Below are 21571 nucleotides of genomic sequence, written 5' to 3' on the forward strand. Positions count from 1 at the left end.
CGGCCGCCGGCTGCCCGGCGCTCGTCACCTACAAGGCGAAGGGGGTGGTCGCCGACGGCGACCAGGCGCTGGTCGGCCTCTTCACCGGCGGCTCGGCCGAGGCGGCCTCGGTCGGCGCCGCCGACCTGATCCTGCTGGCCGGGCTCGATCCGGTCGAACTCATCCCGCAGCCCTGGCGCTACCGGGCGCCGGTGATCGAGATCGCCCGCCGCGCCTTCCCGATCCGCTATGTCGAGCCGGCGGCGGGGCTCTACGGCGCGCCCGCAGCGGCGCTGGCGGCGCTCGTGCCGGCGCGCCCGTCGGACTGGACGGCGGGGGAGATCGCCGGCCACCGCGACGGCATGCGGGCGCGCCTGACGTGGCGGGGCAACGGCCCGCTGACCCCGCCGGGGATCGTCGAGGACGCCTGGGCGGTGGCGGGCGGGCTCTGCCTCGATCCGCGGGCGACGGTCGATGCCGGCGCCCACATGTTCTCCGCGACGGCGCTGTGGCCCGCCCGCCGGCCGCGCGACCTGCTCATCTCCAACGCGCTCTCGACCATGGGCTTCGCGCTGCCGGCGGCGATCGGCGCCGCGCTCGCCGAGCCCGCGCGGCCGGTCGTCGCCTTCACCGGCGACGGCGGGCTCGCGATGACGCTGGGCGAGCTGGCGACGGCGGCGCAGACCGGGGCCGCCATCGTCGTCGTCGTCTTCAACGACCGCTCGCTGTCGCTCATCGACATCAAGCAGCGCCACCGGCAGATGCGCCGCGACGGGGTCGAGCTCGGCGCGGTCGATTTCGCCGCCGTGGCCGAGGGCATGGGCGTCCGCGGCTATCGCGCCGCCGACCGGGCGGAATACCGTGCGGCACTCGAAGCGGCGCTCGCCGGCGACGGGCCGGCGCTGATCGACTGTGCGGTGGCCCCGGACGGCTATCTCGACCAGATGCTGGCGCTGCGCGGGTGATCGAGACCTTCCGGCGCGACGGGTACGTGCGGATCGACGGTGCCTTCTCGAGCGAACTGGCGGCATCGGCGCGGGCCATCCTGTGGCGTGACCTGCCGGAAAGCGCGGACGATCCCGCAAGCTGGACCCGGCCGGTCGTCCGGCTCGGCATGTATTCCGATCCGCCCTTCCTCGCCGCAGCGGACGGGCCCCTGCTGCGCGCGGCATTCGACCGGCTGGCGGGCGCCGGGCGCTGGCAGCCATGCACGGCCATGGGGACGTTCCCGATCCGCTTTCCGTCGCCCGACGATCCGGGCGACACCGGCTGGCACGTCGATCCCGGCTTCGGCTGGGACGCGCCCGATTTCATGGACTGGCGGGCCAACGTCGCATCGCGCGGCCGGCGTCTCCTCATGCTGTTCCTCTTTTCCGATGTCGGCGCCGACGACGCGCCGACGCGGCTGCGCGTCGGCTCGCACCGCGACATGGCCCGCCTGCTCGCCCCGGCCGGGGACGGCGGCCTGACGCTGCGGGAGATGGCCGCCGCGGGCTTCGGCGGATCGGACGGCCGGCCCGAGGCGCTGGCGACCGGCCCGGCGGGGACGGTCTATCTGTGCCATCCCTTCCTGGTCCATGCGGCCCAACCCCATCGCGGCCGGCGCCCGCGCTTCATGGCCCAGCCGCCGCTGCTGCCGGCGCCGGGGGACGGGCCGCCGTCGCCGGTCGAGATCGCCATCCGCGACGCCCTCGCGTAGTAGTCTGGCATCGACCTGCCACGTGCGCCGGAGCCCGACCATGATCGAGATCGTCATCGACCAGCGCCGGAGGGACATCGGCGGCGGCTTCGAGGTCGGGCGCGTCCTGCCCTTCGCCCGGCGACGCATGGTCGGCCCCTTCGTCTTCTTCGACCAGATGGGACCGGCCCGGTTCGCCCCGGGCCTGCCGCGCAGCATGGACGTGCGGCCGCACCCGCATATCGGGCTCTCGACCGTCACCTACCTCTTCCAGGGCGAGATCATGCACCGCGACAGCGTCGGCTCGGAGCAGCCGATCCGCCCGGGCGAGGTCAACTGGATGATCGCCGGTCGCGGCATCACCCATTCCGAGCGCTTCGAGAAGGCGCGGGCCGAGGGCGGCGACCTGCACGGCATTCAGGCCTGGGTGGCGCTGCCGGCCGCGGACGAGGAGACCGATCCCGGCTTCTTCCACTACGACGCCGGGGCGCTGCCGGCCTTTGCCGAGAAGGGCGTCCACGGCCGCCTCGTCGCCGGCACGGCCTTCGGCCTGGAATCGGCCGTCCGCACCCACTCGCCGCTCTTCTACCTCCATTGGGAACTGGAGCCGGGCGCGCGGGTCGCGCTGCCGGCGGACCATCGCGAGCGCGCGGTCTACGTCGTCCGGGGCGCGGTCGAGGCCGGCGGCCAGATGCTCGGCGCCGGCCGCATGGCGGTCTTCGCGCCGGGCGCCGACGCGACCCTCCGCGCGACCGAACCGGCGCTCCTGATCGCCATCGGCGGCGCGCCGGTGGGCGAGCGCTTCATCGAGTGGAATTTCGTCTCCTCCTCGAAGGAGCGGATCGAGCAGGCCAAGGCCGACTGGCGCGCCGGGCGGATGAAGCTGCCCGATCGCGACGACCAGGAATTCATCCCGCTGCCGTAGCCGGCCCCGCGAGGGCGACCAGCCCCGCCCGCAGGGCGTCGGGGTCGGCGAGGCGGTCTTCGATCGTGCCGTGCACCCGGCGCCAGATCGGCACCGCGGCCGCCAGGGCTGCCCGGCCGTCGGCGGTGAGTGCCAGGCGGCGGCTGCGCCGGTCGGCGGGGTCGGCGGCGACGGCGACGAGGCCGCGCCGCTCCAACGGCTTCAGGTTGGCGGTCAGCGTCGTGCGGTCCATCGCCAGCACCGCCGTCACCTCGCGCATGGTCGCCGGTGCCGGCCGGTTCAGCGCCATCAGCAGCGAGAACTGCCCGTTCGTCAGCCCGACCGGCCGCAACGCCTCGTCGAAGCGGCGGGCGAGCGCGCGGGCGGCGCGCTGGACATGCAGGCAGAGGCAGGCGTCCCGTACCTCGATGGTGAGGCGGAAGGGAAGGGCGGCGTCGTTTGACATGCGCCATTTAAGTTGATATCAACATAAATGGCAATCACGGAATGATCGGAAGCGGCCGGATGGCGACCGTCTATTTCACCCGTGCGTTGGAACGGTTCCTGGCCGCGCCCTCGGCGACCGTCCCGGGCGCGACGCTGGGCGAGGCGCTGGGGGCGGTCTTCGCCGAGCGTCCGGCGCTGCGCGGCTACGTTCTCGACGACCAGGGCGCGCTGCGCCGCCACGTCGCCGTCTTCGTCAACGGCAGCCTCGTCCGCGACCGCGAGCGGCTCTCGGATCCGGTCGGCCGCGACGACGAGATCCACGTCTTCCAAGCGCTCTCGGGCGGCTGACCCAGCAGGGGAGAAATCATGGCAGATCGGCTTCACGTCGGGACCCGCAAGGGCCTGTTCGAACTGGCGCGCGGCGCCCGCGGCTGGGACATCGCCGGGACCCACTTCCTGGGCGACCCCGTGTCGGCGGTGCTGGCGTGCGAGGACGGCTCGCTGCTGGCGGCGCTCGATCTCGGCCATTTCGGGGCCAAGCTCTGGCGCCGCGATCCCGCCGGCACGTGGAGCGAACTGGCCGCGCCGGCCTTCCCGCCCAAGCCCGAGGACGCCGCCGACGATCCGCACCCCTGGACGCTCGGGCGCATCTGGTCGCTGCAGCCGGGCGGGGTGCCGGGCCGCATCTGGGCCGGCACCATGCCGGGCGGCCTCTTCCGCTCCGACGACGGCGGCGCGACCTGGACCCTCAACGAGCCGCTGTGGCGGATGCCGGACCGCAAGCGCTGGATGGGCGTCGCCGGGGGCGAGCAGCCCGGCATCAGCGCCGTGCTGGTCGACCCGCGCGACCCCGACCGTCTCCGGCTCGGGGTCTCGACCGCCGGCGTCTGGGCGACCGAGGACGGTGGCCGGACCTGGAGCGTCATCAACCAGGGCATGCACAACGAGTACATGCCGCCCGGGCAGGAGGGCGACCCGATCGCCCAGGACATCCACCAGATCGCCCACTGCGCCGCCCGGCCGGACGTCGTCTGGTGCCAGCACCACAACGGCGTCTTCCGGTCCGAGGATGGCGGCGCCAACTGGCGCGAGGTGACGGCGATCCGGCCGTCCAAGTTCGGCTTCGCCGTCGTCGCCCACCCGCAGGACCCGGCGACGGCCTGGTTCGTGCCCGCGGCCAAGGACGAGCGCCGCTATGCCGTCGACGCCCGCGTCGTGGTCGCCCGCACCCGCGACGCCGGCGCCAGCTTCGAGGTGCTGGATCGGGGCCTGCCGCAGCGCCATGCCTACGATCTCGTCTGGCGCCATGCGCTGGCGGTCGACGGCACCGGCGAGCGGCTGGCCTTCGGCTCGACCAGCGGCGGGCTGTGGATCTCCGACGATGGCGGCGACCGTTGGAGCGCCCCCGAGGCCCGCCTGCCGCCCGTCGCCTGCGTCCGCTTCGCCGACGCCTGGGGCCGCGCCTGAGCGACCGCCCGCGTCAGCCGGTCGGCAGCGGGAACTCGTCGAGATACTTCCGGTAGTCGTCCTCGACGTCGATCTGCATCGTCTCCAGGATGCGGACGACGGCGTTGTAGAAGCCGATGGTGACGACGAGGTCGGTCAGGTGCTCGGCCGGCAGCGCCGCGGCGAGTTCGGCGAAGGTCTCGTCGCTGGCGGCGAGCCCGGTCGTCATCTCGCGCGCCGCGCGCAGCACCGCCTTCGCCAGCGGCTCCAGGGCCGAGGGCCGGCCCTCGGTCTCGGCGATCATGGCGCGGATGTCGTCGTCGCCGACGCCGAAGTCGCGGCCGATCCGCACGTGGTGGGAGAATTCGTACTTCGAGCGGGTGAGCCAGCCGACCTGCAGGATCGCCAGTTCGCGCAGCCGCGGGTCGAGCTTGCTGTCGAAGCGGATGTACTGGCCGAGGCCGCTGAAGCGGCGCAGCGCGTTCGGGCTGTGGACCAGCATGCGGTAGAGGTTGATGTTGCGCTTCAGCAGGTCCTGGTGCTCGGGCGGCAGGTCCTCGCGGTCGCGGTAGGGCAGCCGGGCCATCGGCGTCTCACTCCTGTTCCAGTTCGATGCGCGCCTTGTCGTACTCCGCCCGCTTCTCGGGCGGCACGGTCGGATAGGTCATCTTCAGGCTTTCGAGCCCGTCCACCACGGCCGCCATGACGACGAGGCGGGTGAACCATTTCTGGTCGGCCGGCACCACGAACCACGGCGCGTGCGGGGCGGCGGTCTCGCGGATCGCGTCCTCGTAGGCTTCCTGGTAGGCGTCCCAGTGCCGGCGCTCGGCGACGTCGCCGAGCGAGAACTTCCACAGCTTCTCGGGGTCGCCCAGCCGCTCGAGGAAGCGACGGCGCTGCTCCTCCCGGGAGAGGTGCAGGAAGAACTTGAGGACGAGATAGCCGCTCTCCGCCAGGTGCTGCTCGTGGGCGCGGATGGCGGCGAAGCGGTGGCCCCAGATCCGCTTGCTGACGAGGTCGGGCGGGAGCTGCTGGCGCTCCAGCAGCTCGGGATGGACGCGGACGACCAGCACCTCCTCGTAGTAGGAGCGGTTGAAGATGCCGATGCGCCCGCGCTCCGGCAGGGCGCGGGTGGTCCGCCACAGGAAGTCGTGGTCGAGCTCCTCGGCGCTCGGCACCTTGAAGGCATGGACCTGGCAGCCCTGCGGGTTGATCCCCGACATGACGTGCTTGATGGCGCTGTCCTTGCCGGCGGCGTCCATCGCCTGGAAGATGGTGAGGACCGACCAGCGGTCCTGGGCATAGAGGACCTCCTGGAGCTTCGCCAGGCGTTCGACGCCGTCCGCCAGCAGCCGCTTCGCCTCCGCCTTCTCGATCGACAGCCCGGCGCAGTCGCCGGGGTCGTGGTCCTTCAGCCGGAAGCGCTTGCCGTCGTCGACGCGGTAGCGGTCGAGCAGCGTGTGGATGTTCATCGGGCTCGCCCTTCCTCGCGGCGGGGAAGGGAGGACGGTAGCCGGCCTCGCCCCGGGCTTCAAAGCCCGGTATCGCCGGACCCGCAGGGTTTCTCGGTTGCGACCCCGGGCCGGGCGGCCGATATCCGACGCGGGACCGGGAGATCCCGAGGAGGATGCCCATGACGGCAGAGCCGCCGATCGACCGCACGTCGACCATCGTCGCCCCGCTCGTCTACCTTGCGCAGGGCTCGGAACGGCCGGTGCGCTACAACTTTCCGCCGCCGCCCGGCGTGCCGGTGCAGAGCGGGACGTTCGTCGCCGAACCGTTGCCGATCGTCGATGCCCGGCCGCTCGCCGACCGCTTCGACCTCGACCGCCAGGGCTTCGAGCTGCTGCGCCGGCCGAGTGCGGTCACCGAGTTCGACGACCCGGCCCATGTCCGCGCCGTCTACTATCCCGAGGTCGAGGCGGAGGTCTGGGCCGCCACCGGCGCCGAGCGGGTCATCGCCTTCGACCACAATGTCCGTTCGCGGCCGCGGGCCCAGGGCGGCGCGACGGCGGTGAAGGAGCCGGTCAAGCGCGTCCACAACGACTTCACGGCCACCTCGGGACCGGTCCGCGCCGCGGCCGAACTGGCGGCGGCCGGCATCGATCCGGCGGTGCTGGAGGGGCAGCGCTTCGCCCTCGTCAACCTGTGGCGCCCGATCCGGGCGCCGGTCGAGGAGTCGCCGCTCGCCTTCTGCGACGCCCGCTCGCTGGCCGCCGAGGACTTCGTGACGGCCGATCTCGTCTATCCGGACCGGGTCGGCGAGATCTACCAGTTCCGCCACCGGCCGGAGCACCGCTGGTACTATTTCCCGCGGCTGGCGCCCGACGAGGCGCTGCTCATCAAGTGCTACGACTCGGCGACGGACGGGCCGGCGCGCTTCACCGCCCATTCCGCCTTCGACGACCCGACCAGCCCGGCGGACGCCCGCCCGCGTGAGAGCATCGAGGTCCGGACGCTCGTCCTCTACGGCCCGGGGACGCAGCCCCGGGCGTGAGCCGTCACTCCGCGGCGCACTTGCCGGTCTTGCGGTAGTCGATCACCTCCAGGCGGCCGGCGACGATGTCGTCGGTCGCCTTCTTCATCGCCTCCTCCAGGCGGGGGGTGATGAGGGCGCGGTTGTTCTCGTCGATGACGACGCCGACGCCGCCCTCCTTCAGCCCGAGCACCGTGGTCCCGGCCGCCCAGGTGCCGTCGGCGGCGCTGCGCAGCGCCTGATGCACGGCAACGTCGACGCGCTTCACCATCGAGGTCAGCACCGCGCCCGGATGCAGGTGGTTCTGGTTGCTGTCGACGCCGATGCCGAGCCGGTGGCGGCCGGTCGTCGCCTGCAGGACCCCGAACCCGGTGGCGCCGGCGGCGGCGAAGATCACGTCGGCGCCGGCGTCCATCTGTCGCTCGGCCAGCGCCTTGCCGCGCTCCGGGTCGAGCCAGGCCGCGGGCGTCGTGCCGGCCATCTCCTCGAGGACGCGGATTTCGGGAACCGCATAGCGCGCCCCCTGGGCATAGCCGCAGCCGAAGGCCCGGATGACCGGAATGTCCATGCCGCCGATGAAGCCGATCGTGCCGGTCCGGCTCGCCATCGCCGCCAGCAGGCCGGCGAGGAAGGACCCCTCCTCCTCCCGGAAGCGGAAGGAACGCACGTTGGGCGCCTCGACGACGCCGTCGATGATGGCGAAGCGCACGTTGGGGAAGGCCTTGGCGGCGGCGGTCACCGCCGGCACCTGCGCGTAGCCCATGCTGACGATGAGCGTCGCACCCTCCTCGACGAGCTGGCGCAACACCGCCTCGCGGTCCGATTCGAGCGTCAGCTCATACTCGCGATAGGCCGTCCCGGTGGCGCGCCGGTAGCGCTCGGCGCCCTGCAGGCCCGCTTCGTTGAAGCCCTTGTCGTGCTTGCCGCCGATGTCGAAGACGATGGCGGGGACGAAGCGCGGCGGCGTGGGGTTGGTCTGCGCGACGGCGGGGCCGGCCAGGAGGAACGCGAGAAGGGCCGGCAGGAGACGGAACATGGAGGGCTCGCGGGATGGCGGAACGGGAGGGGCTTCAGATATACAGCCTATCGTGCGCTCGTGACGCAATCCAACAGCCGCTCGTCCGTCCGCGCGAATGTGTCGGCCTCCATATCACCCGGCCCGGGAGGACCACCCGCCATGACCGAACTTCCCCCGCCCCAGCACGGCCCCGCCGTCTGGCATGGGCCGGAGATGGCCGCGCGCGGCGACTGGCTGACCGTGCTGGAGGCCGACGAGATCGCCGAGGTCGAGGCCGCGGCCCGCCGGCTGGCGGCGGCGGAGTTCGACATCGCGGCGATCGGCCGCGACGACTTCCCGCTGCCGCGGCTCGGTCCCCGCCTGGCGGCGATCGGCCGCGAGGTGCTGGACGGGCGCGGCTTCGCCCTGCTGCGCGGCCTGCCGACCGGCCAGTGGACGATCCGGGAGGCGGCGACCGCCTTCTTCGGCATCGGCGCCCATCTCGGCCGGGCGCGCTCGCAGAACGCCAAGGGCCATGTGCTGGGGCATGTCCGCGACCTCGGGCTGCGCAGCGACGATCCCAACGTGCGCATCTACCAGACCAGCGAGCGCCAGACCTACCACACCGATTCGTGCGACGTGGTGGCGCTGCTCTGCCTGCGGACGGCGCGCTCGGGCGGCCTCTCGACCCTGGTCAGCGCATCCGCCATCTTCAACGCGATGCGGGAACGCCGGCCGGATCTCCTGCGCCTGCTGCTCGAGCCGATCGCGACCGACCGGCGCGGCGAGGTGCCGGCCGGGATGAAGCCCTACTTCCTCATCCCCGTCTTCAACTGGTACGCCGGCCACCTGACCGTGATCTACCAGCGCCAGTACATCGATTCCGCCCAGCGCTTTCCCGATGCGCCGCGGCTGACGCCCGCCCATGTCGAGGCGCTCGACCTCTTCGACGCGCTCGCCAACGACCCGGCCTTCCATCTCCACATGGAGTTCCGGCCGGGCGACGTGCAGTTCGTCCACAACCACGCGCTGCTGCACGACCGCACCGCCTTCGAGGACTGGCCGGAGCCGGAACGGCGGCGCCATCTCCTGCGCCTGTGGCTGGCCTGCCCCGGCGCCCGGCCCCTGCCGCCGGTCTTTGCCGAGCGCTACGGCTCGGTCGCCATCGGCGACCGCGGCGGCGTCATTGTTCCGGGGACCCGCCTCCACGCGCCGCTCGAGGCCGCATAGGCATGGCCGACCTCCCCGACAACGCCAGCCAGCGCCGCGCGCGTGCCTTCCTGCCGGCGCTGGAGGACCGCGAATTCCTGCGGCGCGACGAACTGCGCGGCCTCCGCTTCGCCATGGAGTACCACAAGGCGGACCTGCTGCTGCGCGAGTGGGGGGTGCGCTCGACCATCGTCGTCTTCGGCAGTGCGCGCATCCCGGCACCGGAGGCGGTCGAGGAGATGCTGGCGGCGGCTTCGCCGGGCGCGGCCCGCGCCAAGGCCGAGCGGCGGGCGCGGCTCGCGGTCTGGTACGAGCGCGCCCGTGCCTTCGCGCGCCTCGCCTCGGTGCGCGGCGGCGCGCTGACGCAGCGCCCGGACCGCATCCGCGACAACGTCATCGCGACCGGCGGCGGACCCGGCATCATGGAGGCGGCCAATCGCGGCGCGGCCGATGTCGGCGCGCCGTCGATCGGCTTCAACATCGGCCTGCCGCACGAGCAGGAGCCGAACCCCTGGTCGACGCCCTCCCTGACCTTCTCCTTCCACTATTTCGCCATGCGCAAGATGCATCTCGCGATGCGCGCGAACGCGCTCGTGGTGTTTCCGGGCGGCTTCGGGACGCTCGACGAGCTGTTCGAGATCCTGACCCTGCAGCAGACCGGCAAGGCCCCGACCATGCCGGTCGTGCTGTTCGGCCGCGACTACTGGCAGCGCGTCGTCCGCTTCGAGGCGCTGGTCGAGGAGGGGATGATCGACGAGGGCGATCTCTCGCTCTTCGACCTCGTGGACACGCCCGAGGAGGGGTGGGAGTCGATCCGCCGCCGCGGCCTCCACGCCCACACCCCCCTCGCCGAGGCCCCCGACGCGACGCCGAGGGCCGTCGACGCCGAGTCGTGACGGTTCAGTCGACGATCGCCTGGTTGACGAGCGTGGTCAGCAGCCGGCGGTAGTGGAGACGGGTCGGTCCCGGCGCGTGGGCCATGAAGACCGTCGTCATCTGCTCCCTGGGGTCGATCCAGAACCAGGTGCCGTAGGCGCCGCCCCAGTTGTAGTCGCCGGGCGAGCCCGTGACCCCGGCGACGCCCGTCTCCAGCCGCACCGTGAAGCCGAGGCCGAAGCCGTAGCCGGGCGCCAGGCTCTGCCGATCGGCGGCCCCCATGTGGTCGGCGGTCATGAAGTCGACCGTCTTCGGCGCCAGCAGCCGCCGGCCCTGGAACTGGCCGCGGTCGAGCAGCATCTGCGCGAACCGGATGTAGTCGCCGGCGGTCGAGGCGGCGCAGCCGCCGCCGCACTCCATCTTCAGGGGCTTGCGCAGGTCGAGGACGGTCTGCGGCCGGCCGGTGTCGGGATCGTTCGGCAGCGCCCGGGCGAAGCGGTCGTGCTTGCCGGCCGGGATCGTGAAGCTGGTGTCGGCCATGCCGAGCGGCGTCCACAGCCGCTCCTGGAGGAAGGCGCCGAGGCTCTGGCCGGACACCTTCTCGACGACGGTGCCGACGACGTCGGTGGACAGGCCGTACTCCCAGCGCGTGCCCGGCTGGTAGAGCAGCGGCACCGAGGCGAGCTTCTCGACGAACTCGGCGCTGGTCAGGTTGGTGCCCGAGAAGCCGGAGGAGGCGGGATAGATCTTGTGGACGGCGGTGCTGCCGCGCCCGCCATAGGTCAGGCCCGAGGTGTGGCGCAGCAGATCCTGCAGGGTCATCGCCCGTTTCGCCGGCTCGGTGTCGAAGGCGGGCTGCCCGTCGGCGCCGGTCCTGAGGATGGCGACCGGCATCTTCGCCAGTGCCGGATGATAGCGGCCGATCGGATCGCTGACGAAGAGACGGCCCTCCTCGTTCAGCATCATCATGGCGACCGAGGTCATCGGCTTCGTCATCGAGGCGATGGCGAAGATCGTGTCCTTCGTCATGGCGACGCCGGCCTCCTTGTCGCGGAAGCCGAACGCCTCGTAGTAGGCGAGCCGGCCGCGCCGGGCGACGGCGACGACCGCGCCCGGGATGCGGCCGGCGGCGATGTCGGCCTGGAGGACCGCCGCGATCCGGCCGAGGCGCTCGCCCGACATGCCGACCGCCTCGGGCACGGCGGGCGGTAGCGGCGGGTCGGCCGCCAGGGCGGGGAAGGCGAGTCCTGCGCCGAGCGCGAGGGCGGCAAGTCCGACGAGTGGTCGCATCTGGGGTTTCCTCCGGGTGCCGTCAGGCACCTGGAGGAAACCACCCTGCCGGCGGGAAATCCATGGGGAGGCGATCAACCCGTGCGCAGCAGATGCACCGCGAACCGATCGCCGGCATCGGTCCAGGTGCGGGCCGGCAGCCAGCCGCTGCGGCCGGCGAGCGCCCGGAACTCCGGCACCGCGTACTTGTGGGAGCTCTCGGTGTGGATCGTCTCGCCGCGCTCGAAGGGGAAACGGTGCGCGCCGAGCCGGATTTCCTGCCGCGACAGGCTGACGAGATGCATCTCGACCCGCCGGTGCCGCGGGCACCAGCGCGCCTCGTGGCGGAAGCCGTCGAGGTCGAGCTCGGCGCCGAGTTCCCGGCGCATCCGCACCAGGAGATTGCGGTTGAAGGCGGCGGTGACCCCGGCCGCGTCGTCGTAGGCGGCCTCCAGCACCGCCCGGTCCTTGGGCAGGTCGGCGCCGACCAGCATGACGGCGCCGGCGCCGAGCAGGCGGCGGGCGCGGGCGAGGAAGGCGACCGCCTCGGACGGCGCGAAGTTGCCGATGGTCGATCCGGGGAAGAAGCCCGCCATCGTCTCCGGCATCCGCCCGCCGATCGCCGGCAGGGCGAACGGCCGGGTATAGTCGGCGCAGACGGGCGCGATGTGCAGCCCGGGGAAGTCCGCCGCCAGCGCCCGGGCGGCGGCGACGAGGGCCTCGCGCGAGATGTCGACGGGGATGTAGGCGGCGGGCGCATCCAGGGCCGCCAGGAGCAGCCGGATCTTGATGCCGGCGCCGGAGCCGAACTCGACGATGCCCGCCCGGGAGCCGATTTCGGCCGCCATCTCCGGTGCCCGGTCGCCCAGGATCGCGAGCTCGGTGCGGGTCGGGTAGTATTCCGGCAGGTCGCAGATCGCCTCGAAGAGACGCGATCCCTCGCCGTCGTAGAGGAACTTGCAGGGCAGGGTCTTGGGCGTGGCGCCGAGCCCGTCGATCACCGCCCGCCGGAACTCCCCGGTCGTCGGCTCCAGGTCGTGGAGCCGCAGCATGTCGGTCCGCGCGGTCATGCATCCTCCGCCAGCCGGAAGCCGCCGAACTGCCAGCGCGCGTCCGGCGGGAAGAAGTTGCGATAGGTCGGGCGCTCGTGCCCCGGCGGCGTGGCGCAGGAGCGGCCGCGCAGCACCATCTGGTTGGTCATGAACTTGCCGTTGTATTCGCCGACCGCCCCCGCGGCCGGCCGGAAGCCCGGGTAGGGCAGGTAGGCGCTGCCGGTCCATTCCCAGACGTCCTGGACGAAGCCCTGCCCCACCGCGCGGGGATGCGGCCGCACCCGGTCGGCGGCGAGGTCGGCATGGCCGGCGGCGAGGGCGGCCGTCTCCCATTCGAACTCGGTCGGCAGGCGCCGGCCGGCCCAGGCGGCATAGGCCGCAGCCTCGTACCAGCTGACATGGCAGACCGGTTCGCCCGGCGCCAGCGGCCGCCGGCCATGCAGGGTGTAGGCGGTCCAGGAGCGGCCGTCGCGGCGCCAGTAGGCCGGCGCCTCCCAGCCGCGCGCCTGGACGAGCGCCCAGCCCTCGGACATCCAGTGGCGCGGCTCGCGGTAGCCGCCATCCTCGACGAAGGCGAGATACTCCGCGGTGCTGACCGGGCGGCTGGCGATGCGGAAGTCGGGGACCAGGGCCCGATGGTGCGGCCCCTCGTTGTCGAAGCCGAAGGCCGGTCCGTCATGGCCGATCGCGACGATCCCGCCCTCGAGGTCGAGCCAGTCGATCGGCGGCGCTTCGGCGTGCGGCGGCGCCGGTGCCGCGACGTAGACGGGGTCGAGCGGGTTCTGGGCGAAGGCGTGCTTGATGTCGGTCAGCAGCAGTTCCTGATGCTGCTGTTCATGGTGGAGGCCGAGTTCCACCAGCGCCGCGGCCTCGGCGGGCGGGTGCGGCAGCAGGTCGGCCATGGCGGCATCGACATGGGCCCGGTAGCGGGCGACCTCGGCCACCGTCGGCCGCGTCAGCAGACCGCGTGCCGGCCGCGGATGCCGTGGCCCGACCGCCTCGTAGTAGGAGTTGAAGAGATAGGCGAAGGCCGGGTCGAAGGGCCGGTAGCCGGGGAGGAAGCGGGCCAGCACGAAGGTCTCGAAGAACCAGGTCGTGTGGGCGCGGTGCCACTTCGCCGGGCTCGCGTCCGGCATCGACTGCACCGACTGGTCCTCGGGGCCGAGCGGCTCGGCCAGGCGCTCGGTGGCGGCACGGACGGCATGGTAGCGCGCGGCCGGGTCCGCCGCCGGCTCCGGGCGCGGCCGTCGCGGCAGTTGCAGCACGGCGCCCGTCAACGGGCACCGTCCGGTGTGTGCGTGATTCTCGGCTGCATTCGCCCGCCTCCTGTCCCGGGTGGAACCGGAGGCGGGCGGGAAGGTTCCCCCCCGGCGGCGTTCAGTGCCCTCCGGGCCCGGCGACCGCGCGCTGGGAGACGTGCCAGGGCAGGACGAGCCGCTCGACCGCCTCGACGATGTAGAAGAGCAGCGTGCCGAGGACGCCGAGCAGCACCAGCGCGACGAAGACCCGCGAGGTGTCGAACTGGCCCTGGGCGGTCAGGATCACGAAGCCGAGCCCGGCCGATCCCGCCACGAACTCGCCGACGATGGCGCCGACCAGCGCGAAGGAGATCGCGATCTTCATGCCGACGAAGAGGCTGGGCAGCGCATTGGGGAAGCGGATCTTGACCAGGATCTTGAGCGGGCTCGCGTGGTTGACGCGGGCGAGCGCGATCGCGTCGGGGTCGACCGAGCGCAGCCCCAGCACCGTGTCGACGACGATGGAGAAGATCGCGAGCATGACCGCGATCGCGATCTTGGGCTCGATGCCGGTCCCCATCCAGATGACGAAGAGCGGCGCCAGCGCCACCTTGGGCAGGCTGTTGAGGGCGACCAGCACGGTGTAGATGATGCGCTCGAGCAGCCGCGAGTTGACGATCGCGACGGCGAGCCCAACGCCCAGCACGACCGACAGCGCGAACCCCGCCAGGGTCGTCGAGGTCGTGTACCAAGTGTGGCGCAGGAAGTAGGACGGCGCCTCGAGGAAGTCGACCCAGATCCGGGAAGGCGGCGGCAGGATGATGACGGGCGGCTGGAAGAGCCAGACCGCGCCCTCCCAGGCGAGCACGACCGCGATCAGCACGGCCAGGGTGCCGCGGAGGCCCGCCGAGCCGGACCACATGCCCATCATGGCCAGATCCCCAGCATGGCCGCTACTCCTTGACGATGCCGAGGGCGGCGAAGAGGCCGCGGATATGGGCGACGTGCCGGGCGAATTCCGGCGTCTCGCGGATCGACAGCGGCCGCGGCCGCGGCAGGTCGATCGGCACGATCTCGACGATGCGGCCGGGGCCGGTCGACATCATCGCCACCCGGTCGGAGAGATAGACCGCCTCGGCGATCGAATGGGTGACGAAGATCACGGTCCGCCGCGCCGCCTGCCAGATGCGGGTGAGCTCGACGTTGAGGTCGTCGCGCGTCATCGCGTCGAGCGCCCCGAAGGGCTCGTCCATCAGCAGGATCTCGGGCTCGCAGAGGAGCGCCCGGCAGATCGAGGCGCGCTGGCGCATGCCGCCCGACAGTTCCCAGGGGTGCCGGTCCTGGAAGGCGCCGAGGCCGAACCGCTCCAGCAGCGCGCGGGCGCGGTCGACGACCTCGGCCGATGGCCGGCCCTGGAACTCGGCGGTGATGAGGACGTTCTGCAGGATCGTCCGCCAGTCGAGCAGGACGTCGCGCTGGAAGACCATGCCGAGACCCCTGGGCGGGCCGGCGAGGCGCTGGCCGCGGACGCGGATTTCGCCGCCGCTCGGCGCCTCCAGTCCCGAGATGCACTTGAGCAGCGTGCTCTTGCCGCACCCGGACGGGCCGAGGAGGGAGAGGAACTCCCCCTCGGCCACGTCCAGCGACACCTCGGAGAGGGCCGTGACCGGCCCGCGGGCCGACCCGTAGGTCTTGCCGGCCGCGCGGATCTCGACGCAGGCGACCATGCGCCTACTGGATCAGGTCGTTGGTGTAGAGGTCGGAGGTCTTGACCGCCGCCTTCAGGGCGCCGGCCTGGACCATCATGTCGACATGCTTCTTCCAGTCCTCCTCGGCCTGCCAGCCGATCGGCTTGCCCTTGGTCGCGGGCGTGTCGAAGAACTCGATGGTCAGCCGGATCTGCTCGCGCTGCACCACCGGGTCGAGGCGGGCGTCGGGCCGCTGCTTCAGCATCGCCTGGACGCCGTCCTCGATGCCGCCGTCGCGCATGTGGGCCCAGGCCCGCTGCTGGGTGGCGACGAGGCGCTTCAGGGCATCCGCCTTCGACTTCAGCGTCGCCTCGGTGGCGATCAGGCCGTAGCTCGGAAAGGCGATGCCGACATCCTCGGCCAGCACCGGATGGCTCGGCCGCGGTTTTTCGGCGACCGGCAGCGCCGAGCCGATGGTCGACATCAGCCCGTCGGCGCGCTTGGCGGTGTAGGTGCCCCAGAGCGCGGCCGGGTCGACGAAGGTGACGTTGACGGTCGAGCGGTCGAGACCGCCCTTCTTCAGGTAGAGGTCGATGAGCGGCGCCCACGGGCTGGCGGCGAAGACCACCAGCGTCTTGCCCTTGAAGTCCTCGACCTTGCGGATCGTGCTCTCGCGGTCGACCAGCACCACGAGGTCGGTGCGGCGGTCGAAGCCGGCGAAGGACTTGACGGTGGCGCCGTTCTCGCGCGCCTGGGCGAGCAGGCCGAGCTGGATCTGGCCGACATCGACCTGGCCGGCATTGACGAGCTGCAGGGTGTTGCCGCTGCCGCGCCCGTCCTGCACCTCGACGGCGAGGTTCGCCTCCTTGAACCAGCCCTTGACCTCGGCCAGGTGCATGCCGGCCTGGATGCCCCAGGGCGCGAAGTCCATGCGCACCGTGAGCTTGTCCTGGGCCAGCGCCGCGAACGGCGCCAGGGTGGCGGCGGCGGCCAGCAGGGTGCGCCGCAGGATGCTCGATCTCGTCATGCCCTGTTCTCCCGGTTGGTCATTGGCGTCCGCGTTCGATCGTCCGCTCAGCCTACCCGTGCCGCGCGCAGCCGGGCAGTCTCCGCAGCATCGACCATGCCAGTGGCGGCGTCGACGGCGCCGCCGTGCCGCTCGCGGGCATAGGCCGCGCTGATCTTGCCGTTCCAGGCGTCGGCCGCGACCAGCTGCGGGTCGCGGGCGAAGGGGTCGCCATGGCCGCCGCCGCCCGCCTGGTGGTGGGTCAGAAGTTCCCCGCGGCGCATCTCCATCGTCACCTTGCCGGGCAGCACGCGGCGGTCCGCGCCGTCGCCCAGCCAGTTGCCGGCGCGGCCGCCCTCGCCGCCGCCCGCCAGCCCGTAGGGGGCGAAGCGCACGCGGTCGGCGCGCAGCTGCAGCACCGCCTCGTCGGCGAGCAGGCGGTAGGAGCGCTCGAGGCCGAGGCCGCCGCGCCAGCGCCCGGCGCCGCAGCTGTCCTGGACCAGCGCATAGCTCTCGATGCGCACCGGGTGGGTGCGCTCCATCACCTCGATCGGCGCGTTCGACAGGTTCTGCGACGGGTTGGTGATGGCGTCGATGCCGTCCTGGTCGGGGCGGCCGCCCCAGCAGCCGCTGATCATGTCGACGACGATGAAGGGCTGGCGGTCGGGCCGCCGGCCGGCGATGCAGACGACCGTGTTGCCGCCCTCGCCGGCCGCCGGCATCACGTCGGGCACGATCTGGGCGAGGGCGCCGAACATCGCATCCATGACGCGATAGCCGGTCAGCGCCCGGGCGGCGACGGCGGCGGGCGGCAGCGGGTTCAGCACGCTGCCCTCGGGCGCCGTCACCGCGACGGCGCGGAAGACGCCGGCATTGTTGGGGATGTCGCCCTTGAGCGCACAGCGCACCGAGAGGAAGGTGTTGGACTTGGTGTAGGAGAGGGTCGAGTTGATGGCGGCGCGGACCTGCGGCGACGACCCCGTCCAATCGACCGTCAGCTGGTCGCCCGCGACCGTGATCGCGACCTGAAGCACGACCGGCGCGTCGCTCAGCCCGTCGCTGTCGATATGGTCGGTGAAGCGGTAGGTGCCGTCGGGCCAGGTGCGGATTTCCTCGCGTGTCATCCGCTCCGCATAGTCGAGGAGGGCGGCGAGGTAGCCCTGAAAGCCCGCGGCGCCATAGCGGCCGATCATCCGCTGGATTTCGCGCGCGCCGACCTGGCAGGCGGCGTGCTGGGCGTTGAGGTCGCCCAGCACCCGGTCCGGGACCCGCACGTTGATCGCGATGAGGGCTTCCAGCGTCTCGTTGATGCGGCCGCCCTCGAACAGCTTGACCGGCGGCAGCCGCAGCCCCTCCTGGAAGATCTCGGTCGAATCCGCGGCGTTCGATCCCGGCACCCGGCCGCCGACGTCGGTGTGGTGGCAGATGACCACGACCCACGCCAGGATTTCGCCGTCGTGGAAGACCGGGTGGAACATGAAGATGTCGGGCAGGTGCATCCCGCCCAGGTAGGGGTCGTTGAGGATGATGGCGTCGCCCGGCGCCACCCGGCCCGCCCATTTCGCCTGCACCGAGCGCATCGCCTCGGGAATGGCGCCGAGATGCTGGGCGATGGTCTTGGCCTGGGCGACCATCTCGCCCTTGGCGTCGCAGATCGCCGCCGAATAGTCCATGACGTCGCGGACGATCTCGGACTTGGCGGTGCGGATCACGGTGTAGGCGACCTCGTCGACGATCGCGTCCATCGCGTTCTTGACGACGGCGAAGGTGATCGGGTCGAGCTCGTTCCCGGTGGGGCGGACGTCCTGCGGCATGGCGGGCCTCACGCGGTCTCGAGGTCGATGGCGATGCAGCCGGCCTCGGCGGCGCGCGCGGTGCAGCCGGGCGGCACGACGATCGTCGTGTCGTAGGATTCGATGATCGCCGGACCGGCGACCGGCCCCTCGGCGATCGCCGCCCGCGGCGCCAGCCGCGCCGCGACGGCCGGCCGGTCGCGCTCGAAGGAGACCATGCGGGTGCCGCTGCCGCCGGCGAGCGCCGCCGGGTCGAGGTCGAGGGCGGCGAAGTCGATGCGGGTCGCGGCCGTGCCGACCGCGGTCACGCGCAGGTTGACGAGTTCGACCGGCTCGTCGGCGCTGTAGCCGAAGGTCTCGGCATAGAGGCGGTGGAAGGCCTGGGCGAGGCGCTGGCGCCCGTCGGCATCGAGCGACCCGGCCACCGGCACCGTCAGTTCCGAGGACTGTCCGAGATAGCGCAGGTCGGCCGCGAACCGCAGGGACGCCGCCTCGCCGCCATAGCCCTCGGTCGCCAGCGCATGGCGCCCCTCGGCCGCCAGCGCCGCACGGGCGGCGTCGAGCGCCGCTTCGGACACCGTCGCCAGCGGGGCGAGGACGGCGCGCACGAAGCTGTGCTCGGCCTCGGCCGCCAGCATCCCGGCGGCGGAGAAGACGCCGGCGACCGGGCTGACGAGGACGCGGCGGATGCCGAGCAGGCGGGCGACGTCGACGGCGTGCAGCGGCCCGCCGCCGCCGAAGGCCATCAGCGCCATGTCGCGCGGATCGCGGCCGCGCTCGACGGTGACGGCGCGGATGGCCCGCGCCATGTTGACATTGGCGACCTGGCGGATGCCGTGGGCGGCGGCGGTCACGTCGATGCCGAGCGGCGTCGCGATTTCGGCCGCGATCGCCGCCCGCGACCGTTCGGGGTCGACGGCGAGGCTGCCACCCGCCAGCGCCTTCGGGTTGAGGAGGCCGAGCGCCATGTTGGCGTCGGTCACCGTCGGCCGGCGATTGCCGCGGCCGTAGCAGGCCGGGCCCGGATCGCCGCCGGCGCTCTCCGGCCCGACGACGAGCAGGCCGCCGGCGTCGATGCGGGCGATCGAGCCGCCGCCCGAACCGACCTCGGCGATGTCGATCGCCGGCACCTTCAGCATGTAGCCGCCGCCCTTGATGAAGCGGCTGGGCGAACTGATGCCGTCGCGGAACTCGTATTCGGTGACGAGCGACGGCAGGCCGCCCTCGATGATCGAGGCCTTGGCGGTGGTGCCGCCCATGTCGAAGACGATGAGGTCGGGGGCGCCCACCGCATTGCCGATTCGGGCCGCGCCGGTGACGCCGCCGGCCGGGCCGGAGCCGACCGCGAAGACGGGCTTGCTGCCGGCGGTCGCGATCCCGACCATGCCGCCGTTGGACGCCATCACCTGCACCGGCGCGGCGATGCCGCGCTCGGCCAGCCGGGCCGTCAGCCGGTCGAGATAGACCCGCATCGCCGGCAGGAGGTAGGCGTTCACGACCGCGGTCGAGGTGCGCTCGTACTCCTTGATCTCGGGCAGCACCTCGCAGGACGCGGTGACCAGGATCTCCGGCGCCTCGGTGCGCAGGATCTCGGCGGCGCGGCGCTCGTGCGCCGGCTCGACATAGCTGTGGAGGAAGCAGACGGCGACCGCCTCGACGCCCTCGGCGCGGAAGCGCGCGGCGGCCGCGCGGACGCCCGCCTCGTCGAGCGGGGTGACGACGCTGCCGTCGGCGGCGATCCGCCCGGCGACCTCGAGCCGCCAGCGCCGCGGCACCAGCGGGTCCGGCTTCCGCCAGCGCAGGTCGAACATGCCGGGGGTGCGGATGCGGCCGATCTCCAGCACGTCGCGGAAGCCGGCGGTGGTCAGGAGGCCGGTGCGGGCGCCGACCTTCTGCAGAATCGTGTTCGAGGCGACGGTGGTGCCGTGGACGATCTCGGCGACCCGCGCCGGGTCGAGCCCGGCCTCCGCCAGGACGGCGGCGATGCCGGCGACGACGCCCTCGCCGGGGTCGCGGGGCGTGGTCGTCGTCTTGTTGAGGACGATGCGGCCGTCGGCCAGCGCCAGGACGACGTCGGTGAAGGTCCCGCCGACATCGACGCCGATGCGGGCATCCGCGGCCGGGGCGCCCGCAGCGCCGATGTCGGGCCCGTGATCTGGCGCCATCTCCCCGCCCCATCCTCCGTGTCGATCGACCGGCGACGTTGGCCGACCGGCCATGTTGACCGACTGGTCAGTCAGGCGCATATGCTGGACGCAACCATGGCGACTCGTCAACGGCCGAAATCCGCCCCCGTCCGCACCGGCCGCGATCCGGCGCGGGCGCGCGAGAAGATCCTGAATGCGGCCCTTCGCGAATTCGCGGCCAACGGCTATTCCGGCGGCCGGATCGAGGCGATCGCCCGGCGCTCGGGCGTCGCCAAGGGGCTCGTCTTCCACCATTTCGGCAACAAGGAAGGGCTCTACCTGGCGGTGCAGCAGCGCATGTACGAAAGCCTGCGACAGCGCCAGAACGAGACGCAGCTGGAGGGGCTGGGGCCCGTCGAGGGCATGCGACGCCTCGTCGTCGACACCTTCCGCGGCTTTCGCGAGATGCCGTGGATCATCCGCCTGATGAACGAGGAGAATCTCCACCGCGCCCGTCACATCCGCGGCGCCAAGGGCATCCCCGCCCTCTACAACCCGCTGCTGGCGGCGATCGAGCGGCTGGTGGCGGCCGGGCGCGAGCAGGGCGTGTTCCGCACCGACGTCGAGCCGGTGGGCTTCTACGTGGCGCTGTCCGGCCTCGGCTATTTCTACCAGTCGAACCGCTACACCCTCGGCACCGTGCTCCAGGTCGATCTCGGCGAGGAGGCGCGCATCGCCGCCTACGAGACCCTGATCGCCGACATGGTGGTGGCCTATCTCCAGGGCGGGGCCGCGGCGTTTCCCGCCGGCCCGCACGATGGGGGTTGAGGCGGCGGCCGCGGCGTGCTTGAAGCCGGCGGTGCCGGCACATCGTCGCGCGGCCTGAGCCGCCCATGGCCTACGCGGTCAAGGAAATCTTCTACACCCTGCAGGGCGAGGGCCGGAATGCCGGCCGGGCGGCGGTCTTCTGCCGCTTCGCCGGCTGCAACCTGTGGTCCGGCCGTGAGGGCGACCGGGCTGCGGCGGCCTGCCGCTTCTGCGACACGGACTTCGTCGGCACCGACGGCCCGGGCGGCGGGCGCTTCGCCGACGCCGACGAACTGGCGGCCGCCGTGCGGCGCTGCTGGCCCCATTCCGGTCCCGACCGGCGGATGGTCGTCCTGACCGGCGGCGAGCCGCTGCTGCAGGTCGACGCGGCCCTGGTCGCGGCGCTCCATGCCGAGCGCTTCGAGATCAGCGTCGAGACCAACGGCACGATCGCGCCGCCGCCCGGCCTCGACTGGATCTGCGTCAGTCCCAAGGCCGGCAACCCGCTCGCGATCACCGCCGGGCACGAGCTGAAGCTGGTCTTCCCCCAGCCCGGCGCCGAGCCCGAGCGGTTCGAGCA

Annotated in this window: 22 protein-coding genes; 10 read left to right on the forward strand and 12 right to left on the reverse strand. The window is 72.5% G+C overall.

Translation table 11 applies throughout. From position 1 onward, the window contains the following. The 3 genes from ACE3Q3_RS15745 to ACE3Q3_RS15755 all read left to right on the forward strand — a co-directional run. Positions 1-944 (forward strand): thiamine pyrophosphate-dependent enzyme (locus tag ACE3Q3_RS15745; RefSeq protein WP_374447684.1); only part of this gene is annotated, 944 nt, incomplete at its 5' end. Continuing rightward, complete coding sequence (locus ACE3Q3_RS15750) at positions 941-1678, forward strand: phytanoyl-CoA dioxygenase family protein (RefSeq protein ID WP_374447685.1); 738 nt, start codon at positions 941-943, stop codon at positions 1676-1678. The genes ACE3Q3_RS15745 and ACE3Q3_RS15750, both read left to right, overlap by 4 nt. A 40-nt stretch (positions 1679-1718) precedes the next feature. Continuing rightward, positions 1719-2582, forward strand: coding sequence for a pirin family protein (locus ACE3Q3_RS15755; RefSeq protein WP_374447686.1), 864 nt, complete (start codon positions 1719-1721; stop codon positions 2580-2582). Here the strand turns inward: ACE3Q3_RS15755 and ACE3Q3_RS15760 are convergent. Further along, on the reverse strand, positions 2566-3027 hold the full coding sequence (locus tag ACE3Q3_RS15760) for a MarR family winged helix-turn-helix transcriptional regulator (RefSeq protein ID WP_374447688.1): 462 nt from the start codon (positions 3025-3027) through the stop codon (positions 2566-2568). The genes ACE3Q3_RS15755 and ACE3Q3_RS15760 overlap by 17 nt on opposite strands. 59 nt (positions 3028-3086) lie before the next feature. Here ACE3Q3_RS15760 and ACE3Q3_RS15765 point away from each other — a divergent pair, with 59 nt between their 5' ends. Both ACE3Q3_RS15765 and ACE3Q3_RS15770 read left to right on the forward strand, forming a co-directional pair. Next, positions 3087-3356, forward strand: coding sequence for a MoaD/ThiS family protein (locus ACE3Q3_RS15765; protein ID WP_374447690.1), 270 nt, complete (start codon positions 3087-3089; stop codon positions 3354-3356). A gap of 18 nt (positions 3357-3374) precedes the next feature. Beyond that, the gene (locus tag ACE3Q3_RS15770; protein ID WP_374447691.1) at positions 3375-4475 is read left to right on the forward strand and encodes a hypothetical protein; all 1101 of its coding nucleotides are present in this window, start codon (positions 3375-3377) and stop codon (positions 4473-4475) included. Positions 4476-4488: 13 nt separating this feature from the next. Here the strand turns inward: ACE3Q3_RS15770 and ACE3Q3_RS15775 are convergent, their stop codons facing one another. After that, a complete protein-coding gene (locus tag ACE3Q3_RS15775; protein ID WP_374447692.1) occupies positions 4489-5040 on the reverse strand; it encodes a carboxymuconolactone decarboxylase family protein in 552 nt (183 codons plus the stop codon). A gap of 7 nt (positions 5041-5047) precedes the next feature. Next, positions 5048-5926: a polyphosphate kinase 2 family protein gene (locus ACE3Q3_RS15780; RefSeq protein ID WP_374447693.1), complete on the reverse strand. Its 879-nt coding sequence runs from the start codon at positions 5924-5926 to the stop codon at positions 5048-5050. A gap of 161 nt (positions 5927-6087) precedes the next feature. Here ACE3Q3_RS15780 and ACE3Q3_RS15785 point away from each other — a divergent pair, with 161 nt between their 5' ends. Continuing rightward, positions 6088-6951, forward strand: a complete 864-nt coding sequence (locus ACE3Q3_RS15785; RefSeq protein ID WP_374447696.1) for a CmcJ/NvfI family oxidoreductase — start codon at positions 6088-6090, stop codon at positions 6949-6951. A 4-nt stretch (positions 6952-6955) separates the two neighbouring features. Here ACE3Q3_RS15785 and ACE3Q3_RS15790 read toward each other — a convergent pair whose 3' ends face one another. Further along, on the reverse strand, positions 6956-7966 hold the full coding sequence (locus tag ACE3Q3_RS15790) for a BMP family protein (RefSeq protein ID WP_374447697.1): 1011 nt from the start codon (positions 7964-7966) through the stop codon (positions 6956-6958). A 141-nt stretch (positions 7967-8107) separates the two neighbouring features. On the opposite strand from ACE3Q3_RS15790, the gene ACE3Q3_RS15795 reads away from it, so the two are divergent. Further along, on the forward strand, positions 8108-9157 hold the full coding sequence (locus ACE3Q3_RS15795) for a TauD/TfdA family dioxygenase (protein ID WP_374447699.1): 1050 nt from the start codon (positions 8108-8110) through the stop codon (positions 9155-9157). Positions 9158-9159: 2 nt separating this feature from the next. Then, positions 9160-10032 carry an LOG family protein gene (locus ACE3Q3_RS15800; protein WP_374447702.1) on the forward strand — a complete coding sequence of 291 codons (873 nt, stop codon included), beginning with the start codon at positions 9160-9162 and terminating at the stop codon, positions 10030-10032. Between the two features lie 4 nt (positions 10033-10036). On the opposite strand, the gene ACE3Q3_RS15805 is transcribed toward ACE3Q3_RS15800, so the two are convergent. The 8 genes from ACE3Q3_RS15805 to ACE3Q3_RS15840 form a co-directional block, all read right to left on the reverse strand. After that, the gene (locus tag ACE3Q3_RS15805) at positions 10037-11302 is read right to left on the reverse strand and encodes a serine hydrolase domain-containing protein (protein ID WP_374447703.1); all 1266 of its coding nucleotides are present in this window, start codon (positions 11300-11302) and stop codon (positions 10037-10039) included. Positions 11303-11376: 74 nt separating this feature from the next. Then, positions 11377-12351 (reverse strand): L-histidine N(alpha)-methyltransferase, encoded by a 975-nt coding sequence (egtD, locus tag ACE3Q3_RS15810; RefSeq protein WP_374447705.1) that lies wholly within the window; start codon positions 12349-12351, stop codon positions 11377-11379. Continuing rightward, positions 12348-13610 carry an ergothioneine biosynthesis protein EgtB gene (egtB, locus tag ACE3Q3_RS15815; protein ID WP_374447706.1) on the reverse strand — a complete coding sequence of 421 codons (1263 nt, stop codon included), beginning with the start codon at positions 13608-13610 and terminating at the stop codon, positions 12348-12350. Before egtB ends, egtD begins: the two co-directional genes overlap by 4 nt. A 100-nt stretch (positions 13611-13710) precedes the next feature. Then, entirely contained in the window at positions 13711-14502 is a 792-nt protein-coding gene (locus ACE3Q3_RS15820; RefSeq protein ID WP_374447708.1) for an ABC transporter permease, read from the reverse strand. A 22-nt stretch (positions 14503-14524) separates the two neighbouring features. Beyond that, a complete protein-coding gene (locus tag ACE3Q3_RS15825; protein ID WP_374447710.1) occupies positions 14525-15298 on the reverse strand; it encodes an ABC transporter ATP-binding protein in 774 nt (257 codons plus the stop codon). Between the two features lie 4 nt (positions 15299-15302). Then, positions 15303-16286 (reverse strand): ABC transporter substrate-binding protein, encoded by a 984-nt coding sequence (locus ACE3Q3_RS15830; RefSeq protein ID WP_374447711.1) that lies wholly within the window; start codon positions 16284-16286, stop codon positions 15303-15305. Between the two features lie 47 nt (positions 16287-16333). Continuing rightward, entirely contained in the window at positions 16334-18079 is a 1746-nt protein-coding gene (locus ACE3Q3_RS15835) for a hydantoinase B/oxoprolinase family protein (protein WP_374447712.1), read from the reverse strand. 8 nt (positions 18080-18087) lie between these two features. Next, on the reverse strand, positions 18088-20223 hold the full coding sequence (locus tag ACE3Q3_RS15840; RefSeq protein WP_374447713.1) for a hydantoinase/oxoprolinase family protein: 2136 nt from the start codon (positions 20221-20223) through the stop codon (positions 18088-18090). Between the two features lie 96 nt (positions 20224-20319). Here ACE3Q3_RS15840 and ACE3Q3_RS15845 point away from each other — a divergent pair, with 96 nt between their 5' ends. Together ACE3Q3_RS15845 and queE are read left to right on the forward strand one after the other, a co-directional pair. Next, positions 20320-21012: a TetR/AcrR family transcriptional regulator gene (locus ACE3Q3_RS15845; RefSeq protein ID WP_374447715.1), complete on the forward strand. Its 693-nt coding sequence runs from the start codon at positions 20320-20322 to the stop codon at positions 21010-21012. Positions 21013-21077: 65 nt separating this feature from the next. Next, the coding region (gene queE, locus ACE3Q3_RS15850; RefSeq protein WP_374447716.1) for a 7-carboxy-7-deazaguanine synthase at positions 21078-21571 on the forward strand (494 nt) is incomplete at its 3' end.

Origin of the sequence: Allostella sp., from assembly GCF_041913585.1 — a bacterium.
Classification (GTDB): domain Bacteria; phylum Pseudomonadota; class Alphaproteobacteria; order ATCC43930; family Allostellaceae; genus Allostella.

Excerpts from the sequence above, each read along its gene's own strand:
- ACE3Q3_RS15755 (WP_374447686.1), top strand. The coding sequence starts at position 1,719 with ATGATCGAGATCGTCATCGACCAGCGCCGGAGGGACATCGGCGGCGGC.
- ACE3Q3_RS15760 (WP_374447688.1), bottom strand. The coding sequence starts at position 3,027 with ATGTCAAACGACGCCGCCCTTCCCTTCCGCCTCACCATCGAGGTACGG.
- ACE3Q3_RS15765 (WP_374447690.1), top strand. The coding sequence starts at position 3,087 with ATGGCGACCGTCTATTTCACCCGTGCGTTGGAACGGTTCCTGGCCGCG.
- ACE3Q3_RS15770 (WP_374447691.1), top strand. The coding sequence starts at position 3,375 with ATGGCAGATCGGCTTCACGTCGGGACCCGCAAGGGCCTGTTCGAACTG.
- ACE3Q3_RS15775 (WP_374447692.1), bottom strand. The coding sequence starts at position 5,040 with ATGGCCCGGCTGCCCTACCGCGACCGCGAGGACCTGCCGCCCGAGCAC.
- ACE3Q3_RS15780 (WP_374447693.1), bottom strand. The coding sequence starts at position 5,926 with ATGAACATCCACACGCTGCTCGACCGCTACCGCGTCGACGACGGCAAG.
- ACE3Q3_RS15785 (WP_374447696.1), top strand. The coding sequence starts at position 6,088 with ATGACGGCAGAGCCGCCGATCGACCGCACGTCGACCATCGTCGCCCCG.
- ACE3Q3_RS15790 (WP_374447697.1), bottom strand. The coding sequence starts at position 7,966 with ATGTTCCGTCTCCTGCCGGCCCTTCTCGCGTTCCTCCTGGCCGGCCCC.
- ACE3Q3_RS15795 (WP_374447699.1), top strand. The coding sequence starts at position 8,108 with ATGACCGAACTTCCCCCGCCCCAGCACGGCCCCGCCGTCTGGCATGGG.
- ACE3Q3_RS15800 (WP_374447702.1), top strand. The coding sequence starts at position 9,160 with ATGGCCGACCTCCCCGACAACGCCAGCCAGCGCCGCGCGCGTGCCTTC.
- ACE3Q3_RS15805 (WP_374447703.1), bottom strand. The coding sequence starts at position 11,302 with ATGCGACCACTCGTCGGACTTGCCGCCCTCGCGCTCGGCGCAGGACTC.
- egtD (WP_374447705.1), bottom strand. The coding sequence starts at position 12,351 with ATGACCGCGCGGACCGACATGCTGCGGCTCCACGACCTGGAGCCGACG.
- ACE3Q3_RS15820 (WP_374447708.1), bottom strand. The coding sequence starts at position 14,502 with ATGATGGGCATGTGGTCCGGCTCGGCGGGCCTCCGCGGCACCCTGGCC.
- ACE3Q3_RS15825 (WP_374447710.1), bottom strand. The coding sequence starts at position 15,298 with ATGGTCGCCTGCGTCGAGATCCGCGCGGCCGGCAAGACCTACGGGTCG.
- ACE3Q3_RS15830 (WP_374447711.1), bottom strand. The coding sequence starts at position 16,286 with ATGACGAGATCGAGCATCCTGCGGCGCACCCTGCTGGCCGCCGCCGCC.
- ACE3Q3_RS15835 (WP_374447712.1), bottom strand. The coding sequence starts at position 18,079 with ATGCCGCAGGACGTCCGCCCCACCGGGAACGAGCTCGACCCGATCACC.
- ACE3Q3_RS15840 (WP_374447713.1), bottom strand. The coding sequence starts at position 20,223 with ATGGCGCCAGATCACGGGCCCGACATCGGCGCTGCGGGCGCCCCGGCC.
- ACE3Q3_RS15845 (WP_374447715.1), top strand. The coding sequence starts at position 20,320 with ATGGCGACTCGTCAACGGCCGAAATCCGCCCCCGTCCGCACCGGCCGC.